Here is an 18738-nt window from a genome sequence, read left to right on the forward strand (position 1 = left end):
GCGCCCCTCGTGCCCCAGGCCGAGGGGCGCGGTTTTTGTGACCGGCGTCTAGGCTCGGGTTAAGAATCGTTCGTCGCGGGTAAATAGGAACGCCGAAGACAGCGAAACAGACGGGATTGGTCGTAACGATGTGTGGAGCGGCGGGTGAAGTCCGTCTCGACAATCAGGCCCCCGATGTGGCCGCGGTGGCTGCAATGGCGGAGACGATGGAGCCCCGTGGGCCGGACGCGTCTGGTGTGTGGTCACAGGGGCGCGTGGCGCTCGGCCATCGCCGGTTGAAGATCATCGACCTGACCGACGCCGGCGCCCAGCCGATGGTCGACGCCGAGCTCGGACTGACCATCGCCTGGAACGGCTGTATCTACAACTACGAAGCTCTGCGCGACGAACTCGCCGGTCATGGCTACCGGTTCTTCTCCCACAGCGACACCGAGGTGTTGCTCAAGGCCTACCACCACTGGGGTGACCGGTTCGTCGACCGCTTGTCCGGCATGTTCGCCTTCGCGATCACCGAACGAGACAGCGGACGCGTACTGCTCGGCCGGGACCGGCTCGGCATCAAACCCCTGTACATCAGCGAAGATTCCCACCGCATCCGGTTCGCGTCATCACTGCCTGCCCTGCTGGCCGGCGGCGGAGTCGACACCCGCATCGACCCGATCGCGTTGCACCACTACCTGACCTTCCATTCGGTGGTCCCGGCACCGCGCACCATCCTGTGCGGCGTCCGCAAGCTCTCCCCCGGCACCCTGCTGGCCATCGAACCCGACGGCAAGCGACGTGAGATCACTTACTGGGAACCGGATTTCAGCCGTCGCGCGGACCGGTCCGACTGGAGCGAACGCGATTGGGAGGACGCGGTCCTCGACTCGCTGCGGGCCGCCGTGAAGCGCCGCCTGGTCGCCGACGTGCCCGTCGGCTGCCTGCTCTCGGGCGGGGTGGACTCGAGCCTGATCGTCGGTCTGCTCGCCGAAGCAGGCCAGCACGGACTGTCCACCTTCTCCATCGGCTTCGAATCGGTCGGCGGCGTCAAGGGTGACGAGTTCGTCTACTCCGACATCGTGGCCAAGCGTTTCGACACCGACCACCACCAGATCCGCATCGACACCGCCCGGATGCTGCCCGCTCTGCAGGGCGCGATCGGCGCGATGAGCGAGCCGATGGTCTCCCACGACTGCGTCGCGTTCTATCTGTTGAGCCAGGAAGTCGCCAAGCACGTCAAGGTCGTTCAGTCCGGCCAGGGCGCCGACGAGGTGTTCGCCGGCTACCACTGGTATCCCCCGATGGCCGAGCCGGACGCGGCCGGCGTCGACGGTTCGGTCGCCCGCTACCGGGGGGCGTTCTTCGACCGGGACCACGACGGCGTGGCCGCACTGCTCGCCGACGACCGGCTCACCGGCCGGGAGGATCCCAGCCTGTCGTTCGTCGCCGAGCACTTCGCCCGGGCCGGTGCGCAGACCGGCGTGGACCGCGCGTTGCGACTGGACACCACCGTGATGCTGGTCGATGATCCCGTCAAGCGCGTCGACAACATGACGATGGCCTGGGGGCTGGAGGGCCGGGTGCCCTTCCTCGACCACGACCTGGTGGAGCTGGCGGCGACCTGCCCGCCCGAGTTCAAGACCGCCCACGGCGGCAAGGGCGTGCTGAAAGAGGCTGCCCGCCAAGTGATTCCAGCCGAGGTGATAGACCGGCCTAAGGGCTATTTCCCGGTACCCGCGCTCACCCATCTGGAAGGGCCGTACCTGGAGATGGTCCGTGACGCGTTGTACGCGCCCCAGGCCAAGGAACGCGGCCTGTTCCGGCCCGAGGCCGTCGAGCGGTTGCTGGCCGATCCGAACGGACGGCTGACCCCGTTGCGCGGCAACGAACTCTGGCAGATCGGACTCCTCGAGCTATGGCTGCAGCAGCACGGCATCACCGGGCCGGCCGCATGAGCACCTCGTCGCACACCGAGGCCATCACGATGAGCCTGCACGAGGCCTCGCCGGAAGACCTGGTCCGCGAGATGTCCGACGACACCGTTCTCGAATTGGGTTGGGGCCGATTGATTTTCGGGCAGACCTTCGAGAGCCCCGACAAGCTGGCCGCGGTGCTGCAGCAGGAGGAGCAGGGCCGGCGGGACATCTGCATCTACGCCCGCGAATCGCATGTGCTGGTGGCCAAATCGCCGGCCGAACTGTTCATCGACCCCAGCCACACCTACCGCTGGCGGCTGCACCCCGACGACCCCGAAGTGCCGACACCGGCCGGATTCACCGTGCGCCAGCTGCGAGATCAGGCTGAAGCCGACGACATGAACCGGGTGTACGTGCGCTGCGGCATGGTCCCCGCCCCCACCGAACTGATCTGGAACAACCACCTGCACCGCGACGCGGTGGAGTACCTCGTCGCCGTGCGCGACGATGACGGGTCGGTGGTCGGCACCGTCACCGGCGTCGACCACAAGCGCCTGTTCAACGATCCCGAGGACGGCTCCAGCCTGTGGTCACTGGCGGTCGACCCGACCGCCAGCCTGCCCGGCATCGGCGCATCGCTGACCCGCACGCTGGCCGCCATCTTCCGCCAGCGCGGCCGCGCCTACCTGGACCTCTCGGTGGCCTACGACAACGACGCCGCGATCGCGCTGTACGAGAAGCTCGGCTTCCAGCGCGTCCCGGTGCTGGCCGTGAAGCGCAAGAACGCGATCAACGAGCCGCTGTTCACCCCGGCGTCTGAGACTGTCGACGATCTGAACCCATACGCGCGCATCATCGCCGACGAGGCCATGCGCCGCGGAATCCGCATCGAGGTCCTCGACGCCGAAACCGGCGAGATGCGATTGTCGTACGGCGGCCGCAGCGTGGTGACGCGAGAGTCCTTGAGCGAATACACCTCCGCGGTTGCGATGAGCCGCTGCGACGACAAGCGATTGACCCGTCGCATCGTGTCCGAAGCCGGCATCGTCGTGCCGCGGGGCCGGCTGGCCACCTTCGACCACGAAGACCATGCCTTCCTGGCCGAGGTCGGCGACGTCGTCGTCAAACCGACCCGCGGCGAGCAGGGCAAGGGCATCACCGTCGGAATCGACAGCCCTGAGGCGCTCGACGCCGCTCTCGCGCGCGCCCGTGAACAACACCCCGAAGTGCTGATCGAACAACGCGCCGCCGGCGATGATCTTCGCCTGGTGGTCATCGACGGCAAGGTTGTCGCCGCGGCTCTGCGCAAACCGGCCGAGATCGTCGGCACCGGCAAACACACTGTGCGGGAACTCATCGAGACCCAGAGCCGCCGCCGCGCCGCGGCCACCGGTGGTGAATCGCGTATCCCCCTCGACGACGTCACCGAAGCGACTGTCGCCGAGGCCGGTTGGTCCTTCGACGACGTCCTTCCCGAAAGCGAACGGCTGCGGGTGCGCAAAACCGCAAACCTGCACCAGGGCGGCACCATTCACGATGTGACGGCCATCGTGCATCCCGAATTGTGCCGGGTCGCCGTGGTGGCGGCCGACGCCATCGGCATCCCGGTCACCGGCATCGATCTCCTGGTGCCCGACGTGACCCGCGACGAGTATGTGTTCATCGAAGCCAACGAACGGCCCGGGCTGGCCAATCACCAGCCACAGCCCACCGCACAGGCTTTCGTCGACTTCCTGTTCCCCGGACAGCCGGGTCTACCCCAGGCGTGGACCCCTAGCGAGGCGACCGAGGCGGCGCCGCGCTGAACTCACCAGGTGCTGGTGCGTAACACGATCTCCGCCGCCAGCTGCGCGGTGGACTCGGCGGCATTGCGCCTGCCGGTGAACTCCACCAACCGGTAATCGCTGTAGACGTAGCGCTGGCTGGCCCTGGCCAATGCCCGGGCGGCGGGGGTGCTGACCAGCGCGGTGGTGTTGATCTCCACCGGTGGGCAGTCCTCATCGCGGACCACACCGTTCTGGTCGGGGACACGCGGATGTCCGCGGTCGATCACGACCAGGCCGGTGAACCGATCGAGCCGGGTGGCCGCCAGTTCCCAGGCGAGTTCGGCGCCCGCGCGATCCCCCACCAGGATTCCCCATCGGACGTCGAGGGCGTCGAGGATGCCGATGACCGCTTTGGGATGTAGCCGAGGGTCGGCGCCGATGACGACCGTGCGAACCGACGCCGTGTGCAAGCGCTGACAGACCCCGTCATAGGCAGCAGGTGCGTGCTGGGCCGCGCCCAGCACGACGACATGGGGGCCCTTCTCCGGTCCGGTCACGCTGACCGGGACGGGGAACCCGTCGACAGTCACCATCGTCGAAGGCATTTCGCCACGTTACTGGGAAACCAGCGGGCCCGAGGCAGTTTCGGCAGGGTTCCTCATCTCCTCAGATCGCCTTACGGATCTTCACAGCTTGTTTGGCAAACACGTCCAGGAACGTCTGCGGCAGTGACGCTTTGGCAGCGATGCTGGGATCAGATGTGGGAAAAGCGATTCCGAAAACTCCATACCGGCCCACATTCTGGAACGCCATGTAAACACTACTGGCCGAACCCATCAGCTGCATCGTTTGCTGATAGGCCAGCGCATCATCACTCAAGCCGGGAAGTTCCGTGGTGGTGATCGGGATGCCCTTGCTGCGGGTGTCGAAGTAGGTCTCGAACTGGGCGCAGCGGCCGGCCGCCGCCTCGAGCTTGTCGAGATCCAGGGGCCACGACAGGACCGTCATCACGATGCGTGTGCCGTTGTAGGTGGCCGCGTATTTGGCCGCGCTGCCCGGGCCGCGTTCGGCCGAGTCGGCGATCACGTTGGTCAGGGCGTTCGCGCAGCCCTCCGGTCGCGACCGCATCGACGGTGGACTACCGGTGTTGTCAGGTTGACCGAGCTGCTCGACGATCCGGTCGTACTGCACGCCGGGCGGGAAATCGGCAGGGGCCAGCGTGGCCTTCTCCAGCGTGGCACCCGGCCACGTCGCGGTTCCCGACACCGTCGACCCGCAACCGGCGACCAAGACCGCAGCCGCCGACGCGGTGACCAGAACTGCCCGACCCGACATGAGTTCAGGGTAGGCGATGCACGCGGGTGCTCACCGTCGGACGCACCGGCGCACCACCGCTGATCAGCGACAACAGGGCATCGATGTCGAGGTGGGCGACCAGCAGATCGGCCATCAGATCGAGCTGGGCATCCCGGCGGGCCGGCACGCTGACATCGGTCGCAACCTCGAAACCGGTCCGGCCGGCGGCCGTCGCGACCGTGGTGAGCCACCCGCGCCGGAACTCGTCGTTGTCCAGCAAGCCATGCCAGTGGGTGCCGAACACCGCGCCTCGCAGATAACCCTGGACGGCGCCGTCGGCGTCGAACCAGCCGTCCTCGCCACATCGGGATACCCGGCCGTGGTGGATTTCGTAACCGCTCAACGGACTCTCCCAGTGCCGCAGCACCTTCTCGGCCGCGAAGTCGATCTCGGCATCGAGCAGTCCCAACCCCTCGACATCACCCGCCCGGGTTTCGACGGTGTCACCGATGCGCCGTGCCAGCATCTGAAAACCACCACAGATGCCCAGCACCGGGCGACCGGAGTGCGCATGCGCGGTGATGGCATCGGCCAGGCCGCGCTCCCGCAGCCAGCCGAGGTCGGCGACGGTCGCCTTGCTGCCGGGGATCACGACCACGTCGGCGTCGGCCAGTTCCGCCGGCTCGCTGACCCACCGGACCAGCACGCCCGGTTCGCAGGCCAGTGCCTCGACGTCGGTGGAATTGGAGATGCGCGGCAGCCGGATCGCCGCGACGCGTAACCGCTGCTCACCGCGCGGCGGAGCCGGGATACCGACCACATGCCCGGCCACCACCGACACCGAATCCTCGGCGTCGAGCCACAGCCCGTCGCTGTACGGCACGATGCCGTAGGTGGGCCGGCCGGTGAGCTCGGCGAGCTGGTCGAGCCCGGGGGCCAGCAGGGCCGGATCCCCGCGGAACTTGTTGACGATGAAGCCCGCGATCAGTGCCTGGTCTTCCGGCGACAACACGGCGACGGTGCCGAACAGGTGAGCCAGCAGACCGCCGCGGTCGATGTCGCCGACGATCACCACCGGCAGATCGGCCGCCCGGGCCAACCCCATATTGGCCAGATCGGTTGCCCGCAAATTGATTTCGGCCGGCGATCCCGCACCTTCGCACAGCACGACGTCGAATTCCGCGCGCAGTGAAGCCAGTTCGTCGGCGACCACCCCGGCGAGCCGGTCGCGATGGTGGATGTAGTCGGCTGCGCCGACAGTGCCGACCGGGCGGCCCCTGACCACCAACTGGGAGGTGCGGTCGCTGCCGGGTTTGAGCAGCACCGGGTTGAACCGGGTGCTCGGCGCCAGTCCGGCCGCGCGCGCCTGCATACCCTGGGCCCGGCCGATCTCGCCGCCGACCCCGTGCGCGTCCAGGGCGACCACCGAGTTGTTGCTCATGTTCTGTGCCTTGAACGGCGCCACGCGAATTCCCTTGCGCGCCAGCAGTCGGCACAACCCCGCGACGACCATCGACTTACCGGCATCCGATGTGGTGCCGGCGATCAGCAGCGCGCCGGCGCTCACGTCGTGGCGCCGAACGTGCGGTTGCGTACGCAACACGCCGCTGACCGCGTACGCGGACGCACACTCGCCATGACTAGGGCGCCAGCGTCAGGATTTCCGCACCGTCCTCGGTGACGACCAGCGTGTGCTCGAACTGTGCGGTCCACTTGCGGTCCTTGGTGGCCACCGTCCAGCCGTCGTCCCAGATCTCGTAGTCCAGCGCCCCGAGGTTGATCATCGGCTCGATGGTGAACGTCATCCCCGGCTCCAGCACGGTCTCGACCTCAGGCTGGTCGTAATGCAACACCACCAGTCCGTTGTGGAACGTCGTGCCGATTCCATGACCGGTGAAGTCGCGAACAACGTTGTAGCCGAACCGGTTTGCATAGGCTTCGATGACCCGGCCGACCACCGACAGGGCCCGGCCGGGCTTGACGGCCTTGATCGCGCGCATCGTCGCCTCGTGGGTGCGTTCGACCAGCAGACGGTGTTCCTCGCTGACCTCGCCGGCCAAGAAGGTGGCATTGGTGTCACCGTGCACGCCGTTGATGTAGGCCGTCACATCGATGTTCACAATGTCGCCGTCCTCGACGACGGTCGAATCGGGGATGCCGTGGCAGATGATCTCGTTCAGTGACGTGCAACACGACTTCGGAAAACCCTTGTAGTGCAACGTCGACGGGTAGGCGCCGTGATCGATCATGTAGTCGTGGGCGATGCGGTCGAGCTCGTCGGTGGTGACCCCCGGCGCGACGGCCTTACCCGCCTCGGCCAGCGCGCCGGCGGCGATCCGCCCGGCGACGCGCATCTTCTCGATCACCTCGGGCGTTTGGACCCACGGTTCGCTGCCTTCGGCGACCGTCGACTTGCCGACGTATTCCGGTCGCTCGATCGCCTTCGGGACAGGCAGTTCCGGTGCAACGGTTCCGGGCCGGAGTGCAGTACGTACGGGCATGTTCCCAGCCTAGTGGCGGCGCAACAGCGGACGCTTGGGGCCGCGAACGTTGACCGACCCCATGACCACCCGGCCGGTGAGCACGACGTGCGGGGTGCCTTCCGCCGGGGCGTCCTTGCGACGGTCGCGGGCGCTGCCGGCGTACACGGTGACGTCGTCGATCGACGCGCTGGCGCCGTCGGGCAGCCGCAAATCCAACGACCCGCGCACCATGTCCAGCTCGATCACGACGACTGGCCCGGCGAACCGGGCATTGGTCAGGTCGAGGTCGACCGAACCCAAGCGGCGCACCAACGCCAGCCGGGTCGGCACCATCCACTCGCCCTGCCGCCTCAGCGACCCCATCCAGCCGCGCAGTTCAACCCGATCGGCGGCGGAGGTGACGATCGCCCCGGGCCCCGGCAGGTCGTCCACCAACACCTCGAGATCGGAATGCATCCGCGCCGCCGACACCTGCGCCGACCGTTCCTCGAATTCGCCGATGTCGATCAGCCCGAGCGCGACGGCGTTGTGCAGCCGCCGCAGCGTTCCGTTGCGGTCGGCGTCGGAAACCCGCAGTCCAGGGGTGTGTTCGATTCCGGTCATGGCCTCTCCACGGTACCTGCTCGACCTCTGGGATCGGGCTGGCTAGCCTGGGCCGATGAGTGCGTCGATCTCTGGGCTGCCGCGTCGAACTGTCCTCATCGGGGCCGCCGTCGCACCGATCGCCGCCTGCAATTCCAACACCGGTGAGCTCGTGTCCCCGCCGACGACCAGTGCACCGGGTCAGGTGCTGGCGGCGGCCACCGACATCCCGGTCGGGTCGGGCAAGGTGATCGGCGACACCGTCGTCACCCAGCCCACCGCCGGCGTCTTCGAGGGATTCGTGGCCCGCTGCACGCACGCCGGCTGCAAGCTGTCCACGGTGACCGACGGCACGCTCGATTGCCCGTGCCACGGCAGTCGGTTCGGCCTGGACGGCGCCGTGTTGCGCGGGCCCGCCGTGACTCCGTTGACCCAGGTGGCGGTGCGGGTCGCGGGCGGCAACATCGTCGCCGACTGACTCAGAGCCGGGCCGCGGCCCCGGTGAGGACGCCCTGGGCGCCAAGCCAGGTATCGCGGACGATGTCGGCTACCGGCAGAACCTCGCCGATGCGCGACGAGACCTGACCGGTGTTGGCCACGCTGGCCTCCATGTCACCCTCGAAGTAGAGCTCGGTGACACCGCTGATCAGCGGCGCGGAGGCCCCCTCGGTCGACACCCGACGGGCCAGACCGACGTGCAGCACCCGCATCGTGGGATTGCCGGGAAGGTCGAGCAGGATCGTCCCGAAGTCATCGGCGGCGACGATGGCGTCCTTGAAGTTGGCGTGTACCGCCGCCTCGCGGCTGGCCAGCATGCGAGTGCCCATCTGGACGCCCTCGGCCCCCAGGACCACCGCCGCGGCGGCCGAGCGGGCGTCACAGATCCCGCCCGCCGCGATCAGGGGCAGGTCGACCTGGTCGGCGATCAGCGGCAGCAGCACCAAGGTGGACGCTCCGAGCGCCGATTTGAATCCCCCGCCCTCGACGCCCTCGACCACCAACGCATCCACCCCGGCGTCGACGGCTTTGAGGGCGCCCCGCAGCGATCCCACCACGTGCACCACGGTCATCCCCGCGTCGTGCAGCCGGGCGGTGAACAGGGCCGGGTCGCCCGCGGAGGTGAACACGTGGCGGACGTTCGCCCCGGCGAGCACATCGACGATCGACGGATCCCGTTTCCAGCCCTGGATCATCAGATTGGCGGCCACCGGCCGGTCGGTCAGATCGCGCACTCGACGCAGGTCGGCGCGACCTTCCGGAGTGAGGGTTTCGATCACCCCGAGTCCCCCGGCCTCGGACACCGCAGCGGCCAGCGTGGCCCGCGCGATGTAGGTCATCGGGGCCTGGACGACGGGGTAGGCAACACCCAGCAGAGTCTGAATCCGGTTGGCCACGCCTCATCTAAGCATCGAGTGTTCCACGGTCTCGAGCCAGCAGCGACGCGCCGAGAACTCGACACGGCGCTGCATTTTTGGCAAACTCTTGTAGAGTCTTCGACACGCTTTCTAGCTGCATATTTCGAGGTGGTGCGATGCGTTATCAAATTGTTGCTCGGCGAATGTCACCCCCCGAGAGCCGCGACTATCGCCATCTGGTCGCGGTTCAGTATCAGGTCGGGAACGATGTCGACAGTTGTCGTCGCGAACACATGGTTCGCCGACTCGAGCGCGGCGACACGGCGTACGTCGCGACCGAGCAAGACCACTCCGAAGTCGGCGTGTTCGACCTCTTCGGAGACAAGGCGTTTCGAAAGTCCAAGTACTTGCGCAGCTACGGTGACGACGACTTCTGGAATGAGAGCCTGTCGTACCTGCCGACGTTCTGACGCCTGGGGTCAAGCCAGGTAGTCGGCCGGCAACTCCTGCAGCATCATCTTGACCATCCGGACCGCATACTCCGAACTCCCGCCGCCCACGATCAGCGCTGCGAACGCCATGTCACCGCGGTAGCCGGCGAACCAGGCATGGGATCCGCCTGCGAACTCGGCCTCGCCCGTCTTACCGCGCACATCGCCGGCGTCGCTGATGTCCTTGGCGGTGCCATTGGTGACCACCAGCCGCATCATCGGGCGCAGACCGTCGAGCATCGCCGGGGTGATCGGCGGGTGATCGCCGGTCTCGGAGGTCTGGCTGCCCACGATCAGGTGGGGGGTCGGCGTCTTGCCCGCGGCGACGGTCGCGGCCACCAGCGCCATACCGAACGGCGTGACCAGCACCTTGCCCTGGCCGAATCCGTCCTCGGTGCGTTCGGCCAGGTTCACCGTAGGCGGCACCGTGCCGGTCACCGTGGTCAGCCCGTCGATGGTGTAGTCCGGGCCGATGCCGTATTGCGAGGCCGCCACGGTCAGCGCCGTCGGGGGCATCCGGCTGGCCAGTTCGGCGAACGTCGTGTTGCACGAATTGGCGAACGCCTTCGACATCGGGACCGTGCCGAGGTCGAACTTGTTGTAGTTCGGCACGGTTCGGTGGCCGATGTCGATCTCACCCGGGCAGCCGAGCAGCGTGTTGGGGGTGGCCATGTCGCGGTCGATGGCCGCGCCGGCGGTGACGATCTTGAAGGTCGAGCCGGGCGGATACAACCCGGTGGTGGCCGCCGGTCCGTCGGCATCGGCCGCGGCGTTCTGCGCGATGCCGAGGATCTCGCCGGTCGACGGCTTGATCACCACCAGCATCGCCTTGCGACCCTGGGTGTCGACGGCGTGCTGGGCGGCGTTCTGCACCGACCGGTCCAGGGTGATCGAGATCGACGGCGCCGGGGTGGGCGCCACCTCGTGCAGCACGTCGATGTCGGCGCCGTTCTGGTTGACGCTGACCACTCTCCAGCCGGCCTCGCCGTCGAGTTCGTCGATCACCGCCTTTTTCACCTGGCCCATGACGGCCGGGGCGAAGCGGTCGTCGGTGGGCAGCAGGTCGGCCTGCGGGGTGACGACAACCCCGGGCAGCATGTCCAGCGCCTGAGCGACCTTGTCGTGGTCCACCGGCTTGAGGGTGATCAGGTCCAGCGGGGCGCTCGACGAGCTGGCCTGCTCAGCGAGGCGCTGCGGGTCCAGGGTGTTGTCGAACTGGCGCAGCTGGTCTGCGACCACCCGCGAGGTGGACATCAGCGCGGGGCCTGCCTTGGCGGCGTCGAGCTGATAGCGATACAGGTTGGCCGGAGCGAGCACGTCGGTACCGCCGAGCTCATTGACCGAGGCCCGCCGCGGCGGATCGGAACGCAGCGAGAAGTGCTGGTGCTCACCAAGTTTGGGATGCAGTCCGGCAGGGGTCCAGCGGACGTGCCAATTGCCCTCGTCGCGGATCATCTGCAGCACGCCGTCGTAGGTCCAGGTTCGCTTCTTGGGCAGCTGCCAGGTGAAGCGGTAGTTCACGCTGCCGGTGTCCTCGGTGTATCGCGAGCCCAGGATCTGGGCGTCGAGGTGGGTGGCCTGCAGCCCTGCCCATGCCTCGTTCAGCGCGGCCTGGGCGTCGGCCGGGCGGTCGGACAGTTGCGCAGCCGAGGCGGTGTCGCCCTTGGTGAGGTCGGCGAAGAATCTCTCCGCAGCCGGGCCCGGCCCATCGGGGCGCGGGGTGCACGCCGACAGGGTCGCTGACGCCGCCACCACCGCCAAAACCGAGATGACGCCTGTTACTCGTGTTGCTAATGAGGTGCAAGTAGCCATTGGGGCAAATGTTATGAGCCCGTGACCGGAAAGTGCCGCAAACACACCGCGGTGGAGTCGATCGGAACCTCAAAGTTGCGCGGCGCCGGTCACAGGACCGACGCCAGTGAATACTCCTTGACCCACGCCACCATCATCTTCGCTCCGGCCGAGATGTCGGGACCCAGCATGTCCAGCTGGATCGCCAGGTGCATCGGGCCCGGCGGAAACATCGAGGTGTCCGTGGTGGTGAAGATCGTCGTGCCATCGACGTAGGTGGTGATCTCGGTCGGTGTCCACTTGACCGCGTAGGTGTGCCACTGCGTGGCGTCCACCGCCATCGTCGCACCGGCCTGTTGGTTGGTCGACGAGTAATGCAGGACCGAATTCACCGCCTGCCGCGAGCCGTCGCCCCAGATCTCCATGAAGTCGATTTCACCTCCGGTGGGCCAGTTTTCGGCATCAGGCCATAGCAGCAGCACGGGATCGTAGTTCGGCGCACCCACCGGGATCTTGACTCGGACCTCCCAGGCGCCGTACTTCTGGCCCGGCCCCCACGCGATGCCCGCATCATTGCCTGCCGCGTCACCCGACAGCGTCATCACCCCGTCGGCGAACGAAATCTGGTTCGGTGTGCGGTTGCCATGTTGAGTCCTGCCGTTGTACACCCACCAGTCCGACAGCACCGACCAGTCAGTGAAGAACGTGGATCGCGTTGGTGTACCCCATGTTCCGACACCTCCCGGATCGCCGGGCACCGTGATCGTACCGGTCACCTTCGCAACCAGGCTTGCCGTCGACCCCCATCCCGGAACCAGCAATCCCATCAGTCCGTGGTAGCGCCCGGCCATGGCGTCGCTCACCGACGCGGTGAACAGGTCACCGGAGGCGGGCACGAAGTCGGCCCCGGGCGTGTAGGTGAAGTGACCGCTGCTGTCGACCTTCACCGTCCCGTCCGCCGGGGTGCTGACGGTGTACTTGAGTGTGTCGCCGTCGGCGTCGCTGCCGATGACCTGCCCGGTGATGCTGCCGTCGTCATTGATGACGTTCTTCGACGCGTCGTAATAGATCGTCGGCGTTCGGTTGAAGAAGGTGACCTGAATCCGCCGGGCGATCGAATTGAGGAACCCCAGCGGATTACCCACTGCCGAAGCACCTTTGGTGGCCGTTACCGCCTTGGTCGGTTGCGCGCCGACCAGCGCGGAGGCGATGACTTCGGGCTGCGCCTGCGCCTGCGCCGCGACCCGGCGGCCGGTCGTGCCGACCGCCGCCACCGGCTTTTTCGCCTGCGGCGCGCGCGGCCGACTCACAGCCGAGGTGTGTGAGGACGGCTTGGAATGTGCCGCACCGGATTTCGACGTGGACGCCGCCGCTGACGACGACGAGCCGTCGTCAGCAGCCGCGACACCGCAGCCCACTGTGATCGAGGCGCCGACCCCGAGCGCCATCAGGGCGCCGGTCACCCAGCCGGAAGTTGGCAAACCATAACGAGATTCCCGCATGCCGACCCCCCGATTCGACAACGCGGGCAGACCGCAAACACCCCGGACCCCCGCGAACTCCAGACCTTGACGCGACGTGCACCGCGTCTCACCTACATTAGGCGGGATCGGGAAGATCTCGTCTCAGATCGGGCACATGTAAATATGACGAAATCAGTCGAGCAGGACGGTTGCGAACATCCCGACCTCGGCGAAGCCCACGCGCGCATATGCCGCACGGGCGACCGCGTTGAAGCTGTTGACGTACAGGCTCGCGATGCGCCCGCTGTTGACCACGGCGGCAGCCACCGCCGCGGTGCCCGACGTGCCGAGCCCGTGGCCGCGCCACTCCGGATGCACCCACACGCCCTGGATCTGGCCGACCACCGGTGACTGCGAACCCACCTCCGCTTTGAACACCACCTGCCCGTGCTCGAATCGGGCATAGGCCCGGCCCGCCGCGATCAGGCTGGCGACGCGGCGGCGATATCCCCGGCCGCCATCGCCGATCCGCGGATCGATACCGACCTCGCCGATGAACATGTCGATCGCGGCGACCAGGTAGGCATCGAGCTCGTCGACGCGCACGCGTCGCACCGCCGGGTCGATTCGTGCGGACGGGGACACACCCAATGCCATCAGCGGTTGGTGGTCGCGCACATCGCGGGCGGGCCCCCAGGTGTGCTGCAGGCGGTCCCAGAGCGGCAGCACCAGTTCGGCCCGGCCGACCAGAGACGAACAGCGCCGGGCGGTACTCATCGCCTTGTCGGCGAACGCGTGCAGGTCGGGTTGCGCGCCACGGAGCGGAATCAGATTCGCCCCGGCGTAGCAGAGGGATTCCTCAGCGCGCCTGCGCGTCCAGAGTTCGCCGCCGATCGCCTGCGGCTCGACGCCGTGATCGGCGACGCGCGCCGCGACCATGCAGGAGCCGACCGGATCGTCGGCGAAAACCCGGCTCACCGCCGCGGCGTCGCGCACCACCGATACCCGTCGCTCGTCGACCAGACGAAACAGTGGCGGAGCCGACATGGGCCTTACTTTCTGCGGAGTGAAACCCCGGCGGGTTACGCCATCAGCTTACGGTCACGACAGGCGAACCGCTGGCAGATGCGCCGCTGTCACGCTGGGCGTCGCCGATCTCGGAGGCAAGTCTCATGGCCTCTTCGATCAGCGTCTCGACGATCAGTGCCTCTGGCACGGTCTTGATCACTTCGCCCTTGACGAAAATCTGGCCCTTGCCGTTGCCCGACGCCACGCCGAGATCGGCTTCGCGCGCCTCCCCCGGACCGTTGACGACGCATCCCATGACGGCCACCCGCAGCGGCACGTCGAGTCCGTCCAGACCGGCCGACACCGCGTTGGCCAGCGTGTAGACGTCGACCTGCGCCCGCCCGCACGACGGGCAGGACACGATCTCGAGCCCGCGGGGCCGCAGGTTCAGCGACTCCAGGATCTGGATACCGACCTTGACCTCTTCGACCGGAGGGGCCGACAGCGAGACGCGGATGGTGTCGCCGATCCCTCGGGACAGCAGCGCGCCGAAGGCGACCGCCGACTTGATGGTGCCCTGGAACGCGGGCCCCGCCTCGGTGACGCCGAGATGCAATGGGTAGTCACACTTTTCGGCCAGCTGCTCGTAGGCGGCCACCATCACGACCGGATCGTTGTGCTTGACGCTGATCTTGATGTCGCCGAAGCCGTGCTCCTCGAACAGCGAGGCCTCCCACAGCGCGGACTCGACGAGCGCTTCCGGGGTGGCCTTGCCGTACTTCTCCATGAACCGCTTGTCCAGGGAGCCGGCGTTCACCCCGATGCGGATCGGAATACCCGCGGCGCCCGCAGCCTTGGCGACCTCACCGACCCGGCCGTCGAACTCCTTGATGTTGCCGGGGTTGACGCGCACGGCCGCGCAGCCTGCGTCGATCGCGGCAAAGATGTACTTCGGCTGGAAGTGGATGTCGGCGATCACCGGAATGTTGCTGTGCTTGGCGATCTCGGACAGCGCGTCGGCGTCTTCCTGGCGCGGGCACGCCACCCGCACGATGTCGCAGCCCGCGGCAGTCAACTCGGCGATCTGCTGCAGCGTCGTGTTGACGTCATGAGTCTTGGTGGTGCACATCGACTGCACCGAGATCGGGTGGTCGCTGCCGACGCCGACGTCGCGCACCATCAGCTGGCGGGTCGTGCGGCGCGGCGCAAGGACGGGTGCGGGCGGGGCCGGCATGCCCAGGCCAATGGAAGTCACGTCTTCATCTCCAAACGTCGGGCCGACTACTGGAACAGTCGAATCGGGTTGACCAGGTCGGCGGTGACGGTCAACAGCATGTAGCCGACCACCACGACGAGGATCACGTAGGTGGCGGGCATCAGCTTCAGGTAATTGACCGGCGCCGCGGCGACTTTGCCGCGCGCCGACCGGAGCAGGTTGCGAATCTTCTCGAACACCGCGATCGCGATGTGACCGCCGTCGAACGGCAACAGCGGCACCAGGTTGATCGCGCCGAGCACGAAGTTCAGCTGGGCCAGGAAGAACCAGAACGCCACCCACAGACCGTGATCGACGGTGTCGCCGCCGATGATGCTGGCGCCCACCACGCTGATCGGGGTCTCGGGGTCGCGCTCGCCGCCGCCGATGGAGTGCACCAGCGCGCCGACTTTGGTCGGGATCTTCGCCAGCGACTTGCCCAGTTCGACGGCCAGGTCACCGGTGAACGCGAACGTCGCGGGGACCGCCGACAGCGGGTTGTACTGCGTGGGACCGAAAACCTCGGGCGCGACACCGATGGCACCGACAGTGGTCGGTGCGGTCGCGTCCTTGGACGTCCACCGCTGGGTCGTGGTGACGTCGACAGTGGTGGTGAACTCTCGGGACTGCCCGTTCTCGACCCGGTCGACGGTGAAGACGGTGGGACCGTTCACCTTGCGCACCGCGGAGACGAGCTCGTCGAAGGTCTTGACCCGGGCGTCACCGACTTTGGTGATGACGTCGCCCTTCTTGATGCCGGCCAGCGCGGCCGGACCGGGTCCAGTGCAGTCACCCGCCTTGTCTTTGCTGACTTGTGGTGCGACACAAGCGGTTTCGCCGACCATCGCATTTGTCGGTTGATGCAGGTTGGGCAGACCCCACACGATGGCGATCCCGTAGACCAGCACCAGACCGATGATGAAGTTCATCGCCGGCCCGGCGAACAGCACCGCCACCCGCTTCCAGGTGTCCTGCTTGAACATCGCGTACGGGCGCTCGTCGGGCGTGAGTTCCTCGACCGAGGTCATACCGGCGATATCGCAGAAGCCGCCGAGCGGGACCGCCTTGACGCCGTACTCGGTGGAGCCGAGCCGGTTGGGCCGGTGCGTGGACCACAGGGTCGGACCGAAGCCCACGAAGTAGCGGCGCACCTTCATTCCGGTGGCGCGCGCCACCCACATGTGACCGCACTCGTGCAGCGCCACGGAGATGAGGATGCAGAGTGCGAACAGCACAATGCCGATAACGAACATCATCGGATTGAAGCGACCTCCTGTGTGACGGCCTCGCGGGCCCGTTGCCGTGCCCAGCGCTGCGCGTCAAGTACTTCTTCCACGGTAGCGGGTTCGGCGGCCCACTGGTCTGCGGCGTGCAGCACGTCGGCGATTGTTCGCACGATGGCCGGGAACCGGATCTTTCCGGCCAGGAAGGCCTCGGCGGCCTCTTCATTGGCGGCGTTGTACACCGCGGTCAGACAGCCGCCGGCCTGTCCGGCCTCGCGAGCCAGGTCGACGGCGGGAAACACCGTGGCGTCCAGCGGCTCGAACTCCCAGGTGGAGGCCGTGGTGAAGTCGCAGGCCGCGGCGGCGGCGGGCACCCGGTCCGGCCAGCCCAAGGCGAGTGAGATCGGCAGTTTCATGTCCGGCGGGCTGGCCTGGGCAATCGTCGAGCCGTCGGTGAACGTCACCATCGAGTGCACGATCGACTGCGGATGCACGACGACCTCGATGCGCTCGTAGGGAACACCGAACAGCAGATGCGTCTCGATCAGCTCCAGACCCTTGTTGACCAGCGACGCCGAGTTCAGCGTGTTCATCGGGCCCATGTTCCAGGTCGGGTGGGCGCCGGCCTGCTCGGGAGTGACAGGCTCGAGCTGGGCGGCCGACCAGCCGCGGAACGGCCCGCCGGAGGCGGTGAGCACCAGTTTGGCGACCTCATCGGGAGTGCCCGAGCGCAGGCACTGGGCCAGCGCCGAGTGCTCGGAGTCGACGGGCACGATCTGTCCCGGAGCCGCTGCCTTGACCACCAGCGGTCCGCCGGCAACCAGCGATTCCTTGTTGGCCAGGGCCAGGCGGGCGCCGGAGGCCAGCGCAGCCAGGGTCGGTTCCAGCCCCAACGCCCCGACCAGGGCGTTGAGCACGACGTCGACGCCGGTCTCGCAGGTGTCCTGCACCAGCCGGGTGACCGCGTCGGGCCCGCTGTAGGTGACCTCGCCCACCTGGTCCGCGGCGGCGGGGTCGGCGACGGCGACGCTGGTCACACCGGTCTCGGCGCGCTGTCGGGCGAGCAGGTCGGGATTCCCCCCGCCGGCGGCCAGACCGACGACTTCGAACCGGTCCGGATTCTCGGCGATGACCTCCAGCGCCTGGGTTCCGATGGAACCGGTGCTGCCCAAGATCAGGACCCGGAGACGGTTGGCGGCGCTCACCACTCAATTGTGCCGCGTGCGGCCCGCAATCCCGGCATCCCTGCCGATTCGCGCCCGCCGAGACTGTGACGCGTTTGTGACCCCACCCCGGATGCACCCGTCCGGACCGCGGTGCGTGCCGAATTGCCTGTGCATTGCCGATCACGACCGGTCGCACCGACTGGAACCGATTCACACGACAAGGGAGTCACCTATGGCATTTCATCGCACCGTTCTGAGCGCTGTCGGACTGACGGCGGCCGCCGTGCTCTTCGCGGGCTGTTCCTCGACCAGCACGACGGCGGAGTCGTCGTCGAGCACCTCGCCTGCGGCGACCACCACGACCACGACCACCACCTCGGCGGCGGCCGCACCGGCCGGCACTCTCGTCGGCCCCGGTTGCGCGAGCTATGCCGAGCAGGTGCCCACCGGACCTGGTTCGGTCGCGGGCATGTCGAAGGACCCGGTGACGGTGGCAGCCAGCAACAACCCGCTGCTGAAGACGCTGACGTCGGCCCTGACCGGCAAGCTCAACCCGAACGTCAACCTGGTGCAGACCCTCGACAGCGGACAGTTCACCGTGTTCGCGCCGACCGACGACGCGTTCGCCAAGCTCGATCCCGCCACCGTCGAGAAGCTCAAGACCGACTCGGACCTGCTGACCTCGATCCTGACCTACCACGTGGTTCCGGCGCAGGCCAGCCCCGCTCAGGTCGTCGGCCAGCACAAGACCGTCCAGGGCGCAGAGGTCACGGTGACCGGATCCGGTGACGCACTGAAGGTCAACGACGCCAACGTCGTGTGCGGCGGTGTGCAGACGGCCAATGCCACGGTCTACCTGATCGACACGGTGTTGATGCCGCCCGCCCAGTGACCCGGCGCGCTCCGCACGAACCACGCCAACTCTCAACACAACACATCGCAACGGTGCGCTGACCTCTTC

The 18738-nt window shown here is 67.5% G+C and carries 17 protein-coding genes; 5 read left to right on the plus strand and 12 right to left on the minus strand.

The window, feature by feature from the left end; all coding sequences use genetic code 11:
* Positions 1-128: 128 nt before the first annotated feature.
* Together AB4879_RS14905 and ngg are read left to right on the plus strand one after the other, a co-directional pair.
* Positions 129-1937, plus strand: a complete 1809-nt coding sequence (locus AB4879_RS14905) for an N-acetylglutaminylglutamine amidotransferase (protein WP_370508187.1) — start codon at positions 129-131, stop codon at positions 1935-1937.
* Positions 1934-3703: an N-acetylglutaminylglutamine synthetase gene (ngg, locus tag AB4879_RS14910; protein ID WP_370508188.1), complete on the plus strand. Its 1770-nt coding sequence runs from the start codon at positions 1934-1936 to the stop codon at positions 3701-3703. Before AB4879_RS14905 ends, ngg begins: the two co-directional genes overlap by 4 nt.
* 2 nt (positions 3704-3705) lie before the next feature.
* Here the strand turns inward: ngg and AB4879_RS14915 are convergent, their stop codons facing one another.
* The 5 genes from AB4879_RS14915 to AB4879_RS14935 all read right to left on the minus strand — a co-directional run bounded on the left by AB4879_RS14915 (position 3706) and on the right by AB4879_RS14935 (position 8046).
* Complete coding sequence (locus AB4879_RS14915; protein ID WP_102806828.1) at positions 3706-4269, minus strand: alpha/beta hydrolase; 564 nt, start codon at positions 4267-4269, stop codon at positions 3706-3708.
* 61 nt (positions 4270-4330) lie between these two features.
* A complete protein-coding gene (locus AB4879_RS14920) occupies positions 4331-4999 on the minus strand; it encodes a hypothetical protein (RefSeq protein WP_102806829.1) in 669 nt (222 codons plus the stop codon).
* Between the two features lie 4 nt (positions 5000-5003).
* On the minus strand, positions 5004-6527 hold the full coding sequence (locus tag AB4879_RS14925) for a cobyric acid synthase (protein ID WP_370508332.1): 1524 nt from the start codon (positions 6525-6527) through the stop codon (positions 5004-5006).
* Positions 6528-6600: 73 nt separating this feature from the next.
* On the minus strand, positions 6601-7461 hold the full coding sequence (map, locus tag AB4879_RS14930) for a type I methionyl aminopeptidase (protein WP_102806831.1): 861 nt from the start codon (positions 7459-7461) through the stop codon (positions 6601-6603).
* Positions 7462-7470: 9 nt separating this feature from the next.
* Positions 7471-8046 (minus strand): DUF1707 domain-containing protein, encoded by a 576-nt coding sequence (locus AB4879_RS14935; protein WP_083116837.1) that lies wholly within the window; start codon positions 8044-8046, stop codon positions 7471-7473.
* Between the two features lie 55 nt (positions 8047-8101).
* Between AB4879_RS14935 and AB4879_RS14940 the strand changes: the two genes are divergently transcribed.
* Complete coding sequence (locus AB4879_RS14940) at positions 8102-8503, plus strand: ubiquinol-cytochrome c reductase iron-sulfur subunit (RefSeq protein ID WP_370508189.1); 402 nt, start codon at positions 8102-8104, stop codon at positions 8501-8503.
* A gap of 1 nt (position 8504) precedes the next feature.
* On the opposite strand, the gene AB4879_RS14945 is transcribed toward AB4879_RS14940, so the two are convergent.
* On the minus strand, positions 8505-9419 hold the full coding sequence (locus AB4879_RS14945; RefSeq protein ID WP_370508190.1) for an NAD(P)H-dependent flavin oxidoreductase: 915 nt from the start codon (positions 9417-9419) through the stop codon (positions 8505-8507).
* A 164-nt stretch (positions 9420-9583) separates the two neighbouring features.
* Here AB4879_RS14945 and AB4879_RS14950 point away from each other — a divergent pair, with 164 nt between their 5' ends.
* Positions 9584-9850 carry a hypothetical protein gene (locus AB4879_RS14950; protein WP_036338938.1) on the plus strand — a complete coding sequence of 89 codons (267 nt, stop codon included), beginning with the start codon at positions 9584-9586 and terminating at the stop codon, positions 9848-9850.
* A 9-nt stretch (positions 9851-9859) separates the two neighbouring features.
* Here the strand turns inward: AB4879_RS14950 and AB4879_RS14955 are convergent, their stop codons facing one another.
* From AB4879_RS14955 to dxr, 6 genes are all read right to left on the minus strand, one after another.
* Positions 9860-11683, minus strand: coding sequence for a penicillin-binding transpeptidase domain-containing protein (locus tag AB4879_RS14955; protein ID WP_370508191.1), 1824 nt, complete (start codon positions 11681-11683; stop codon positions 9860-9862).
* 89 nt (positions 11684-11772) lie between these two features.
* Positions 11773-13125 (minus strand): family 16 glycosylhydrolase, encoded by a 1353-nt coding sequence (locus AB4879_RS14960; protein ID WP_370508192.1) that lies wholly within the window; start codon positions 13123-13125, stop codon positions 11773-11775.
* Between the two features lie 192 nt (positions 13126-13317).
* Complete coding sequence (locus AB4879_RS14965; RefSeq protein WP_102806836.1) at positions 13318-14172, minus strand: GNAT family N-acetyltransferase; 855 nt, start codon at positions 14170-14172, stop codon at positions 13318-13320.
* A 43-nt stretch (positions 14173-14215) separates the two neighbouring features.
* Positions 14216-15367, minus strand: coding sequence for a flavodoxin-dependent (E)-4-hydroxy-3-methylbut-2-enyl-diphosphate synthase (ispG, locus tag AB4879_RS14970; RefSeq protein WP_370508333.1), 1152 nt, complete (start codon positions 15365-15367; stop codon positions 14216-14218).
* Positions 15368-15414: 47 nt separating this feature from the next.
* Complete coding sequence (locus AB4879_RS14975; protein WP_102806838.1) at positions 15415-16644, minus strand: RIP metalloprotease; 1230 nt, start codon at positions 16642-16644, stop codon at positions 15415-15417.
* Positions 16641-17816: a 1-deoxy-D-xylulose-5-phosphate reductoisomerase gene (gene dxr / locus AB4879_RS14980; protein WP_370508193.1), complete on the minus strand. Its 1176-nt coding sequence runs from the start codon at positions 17814-17816 to the stop codon at positions 16641-16643. The genes AB4879_RS14975 and dxr overlap by 4 nt, the downstream gene beginning before the upstream one ends.
* 193 nt (positions 17817-18009) lie before the next feature.
* Between dxr and AB4879_RS14985 the strand changes: the two genes are divergently transcribed.
* A complete protein-coding gene (locus AB4879_RS14985; RefSeq protein ID WP_370508194.1) occupies positions 18010-18669 on the plus strand; it encodes a fasciclin domain-containing protein in 660 nt (219 codons plus the stop codon).
* Positions 18670-18738 lie beyond the last annotated feature (69 nt).

Source organism: Mycobacterium sp. SA01, from assembly GCF_041287105.1.
GTDB lineage: Bacteria > Actinomycetota > Actinomycetes > Mycobacteriales > Mycobacteriaceae > Mycobacterium.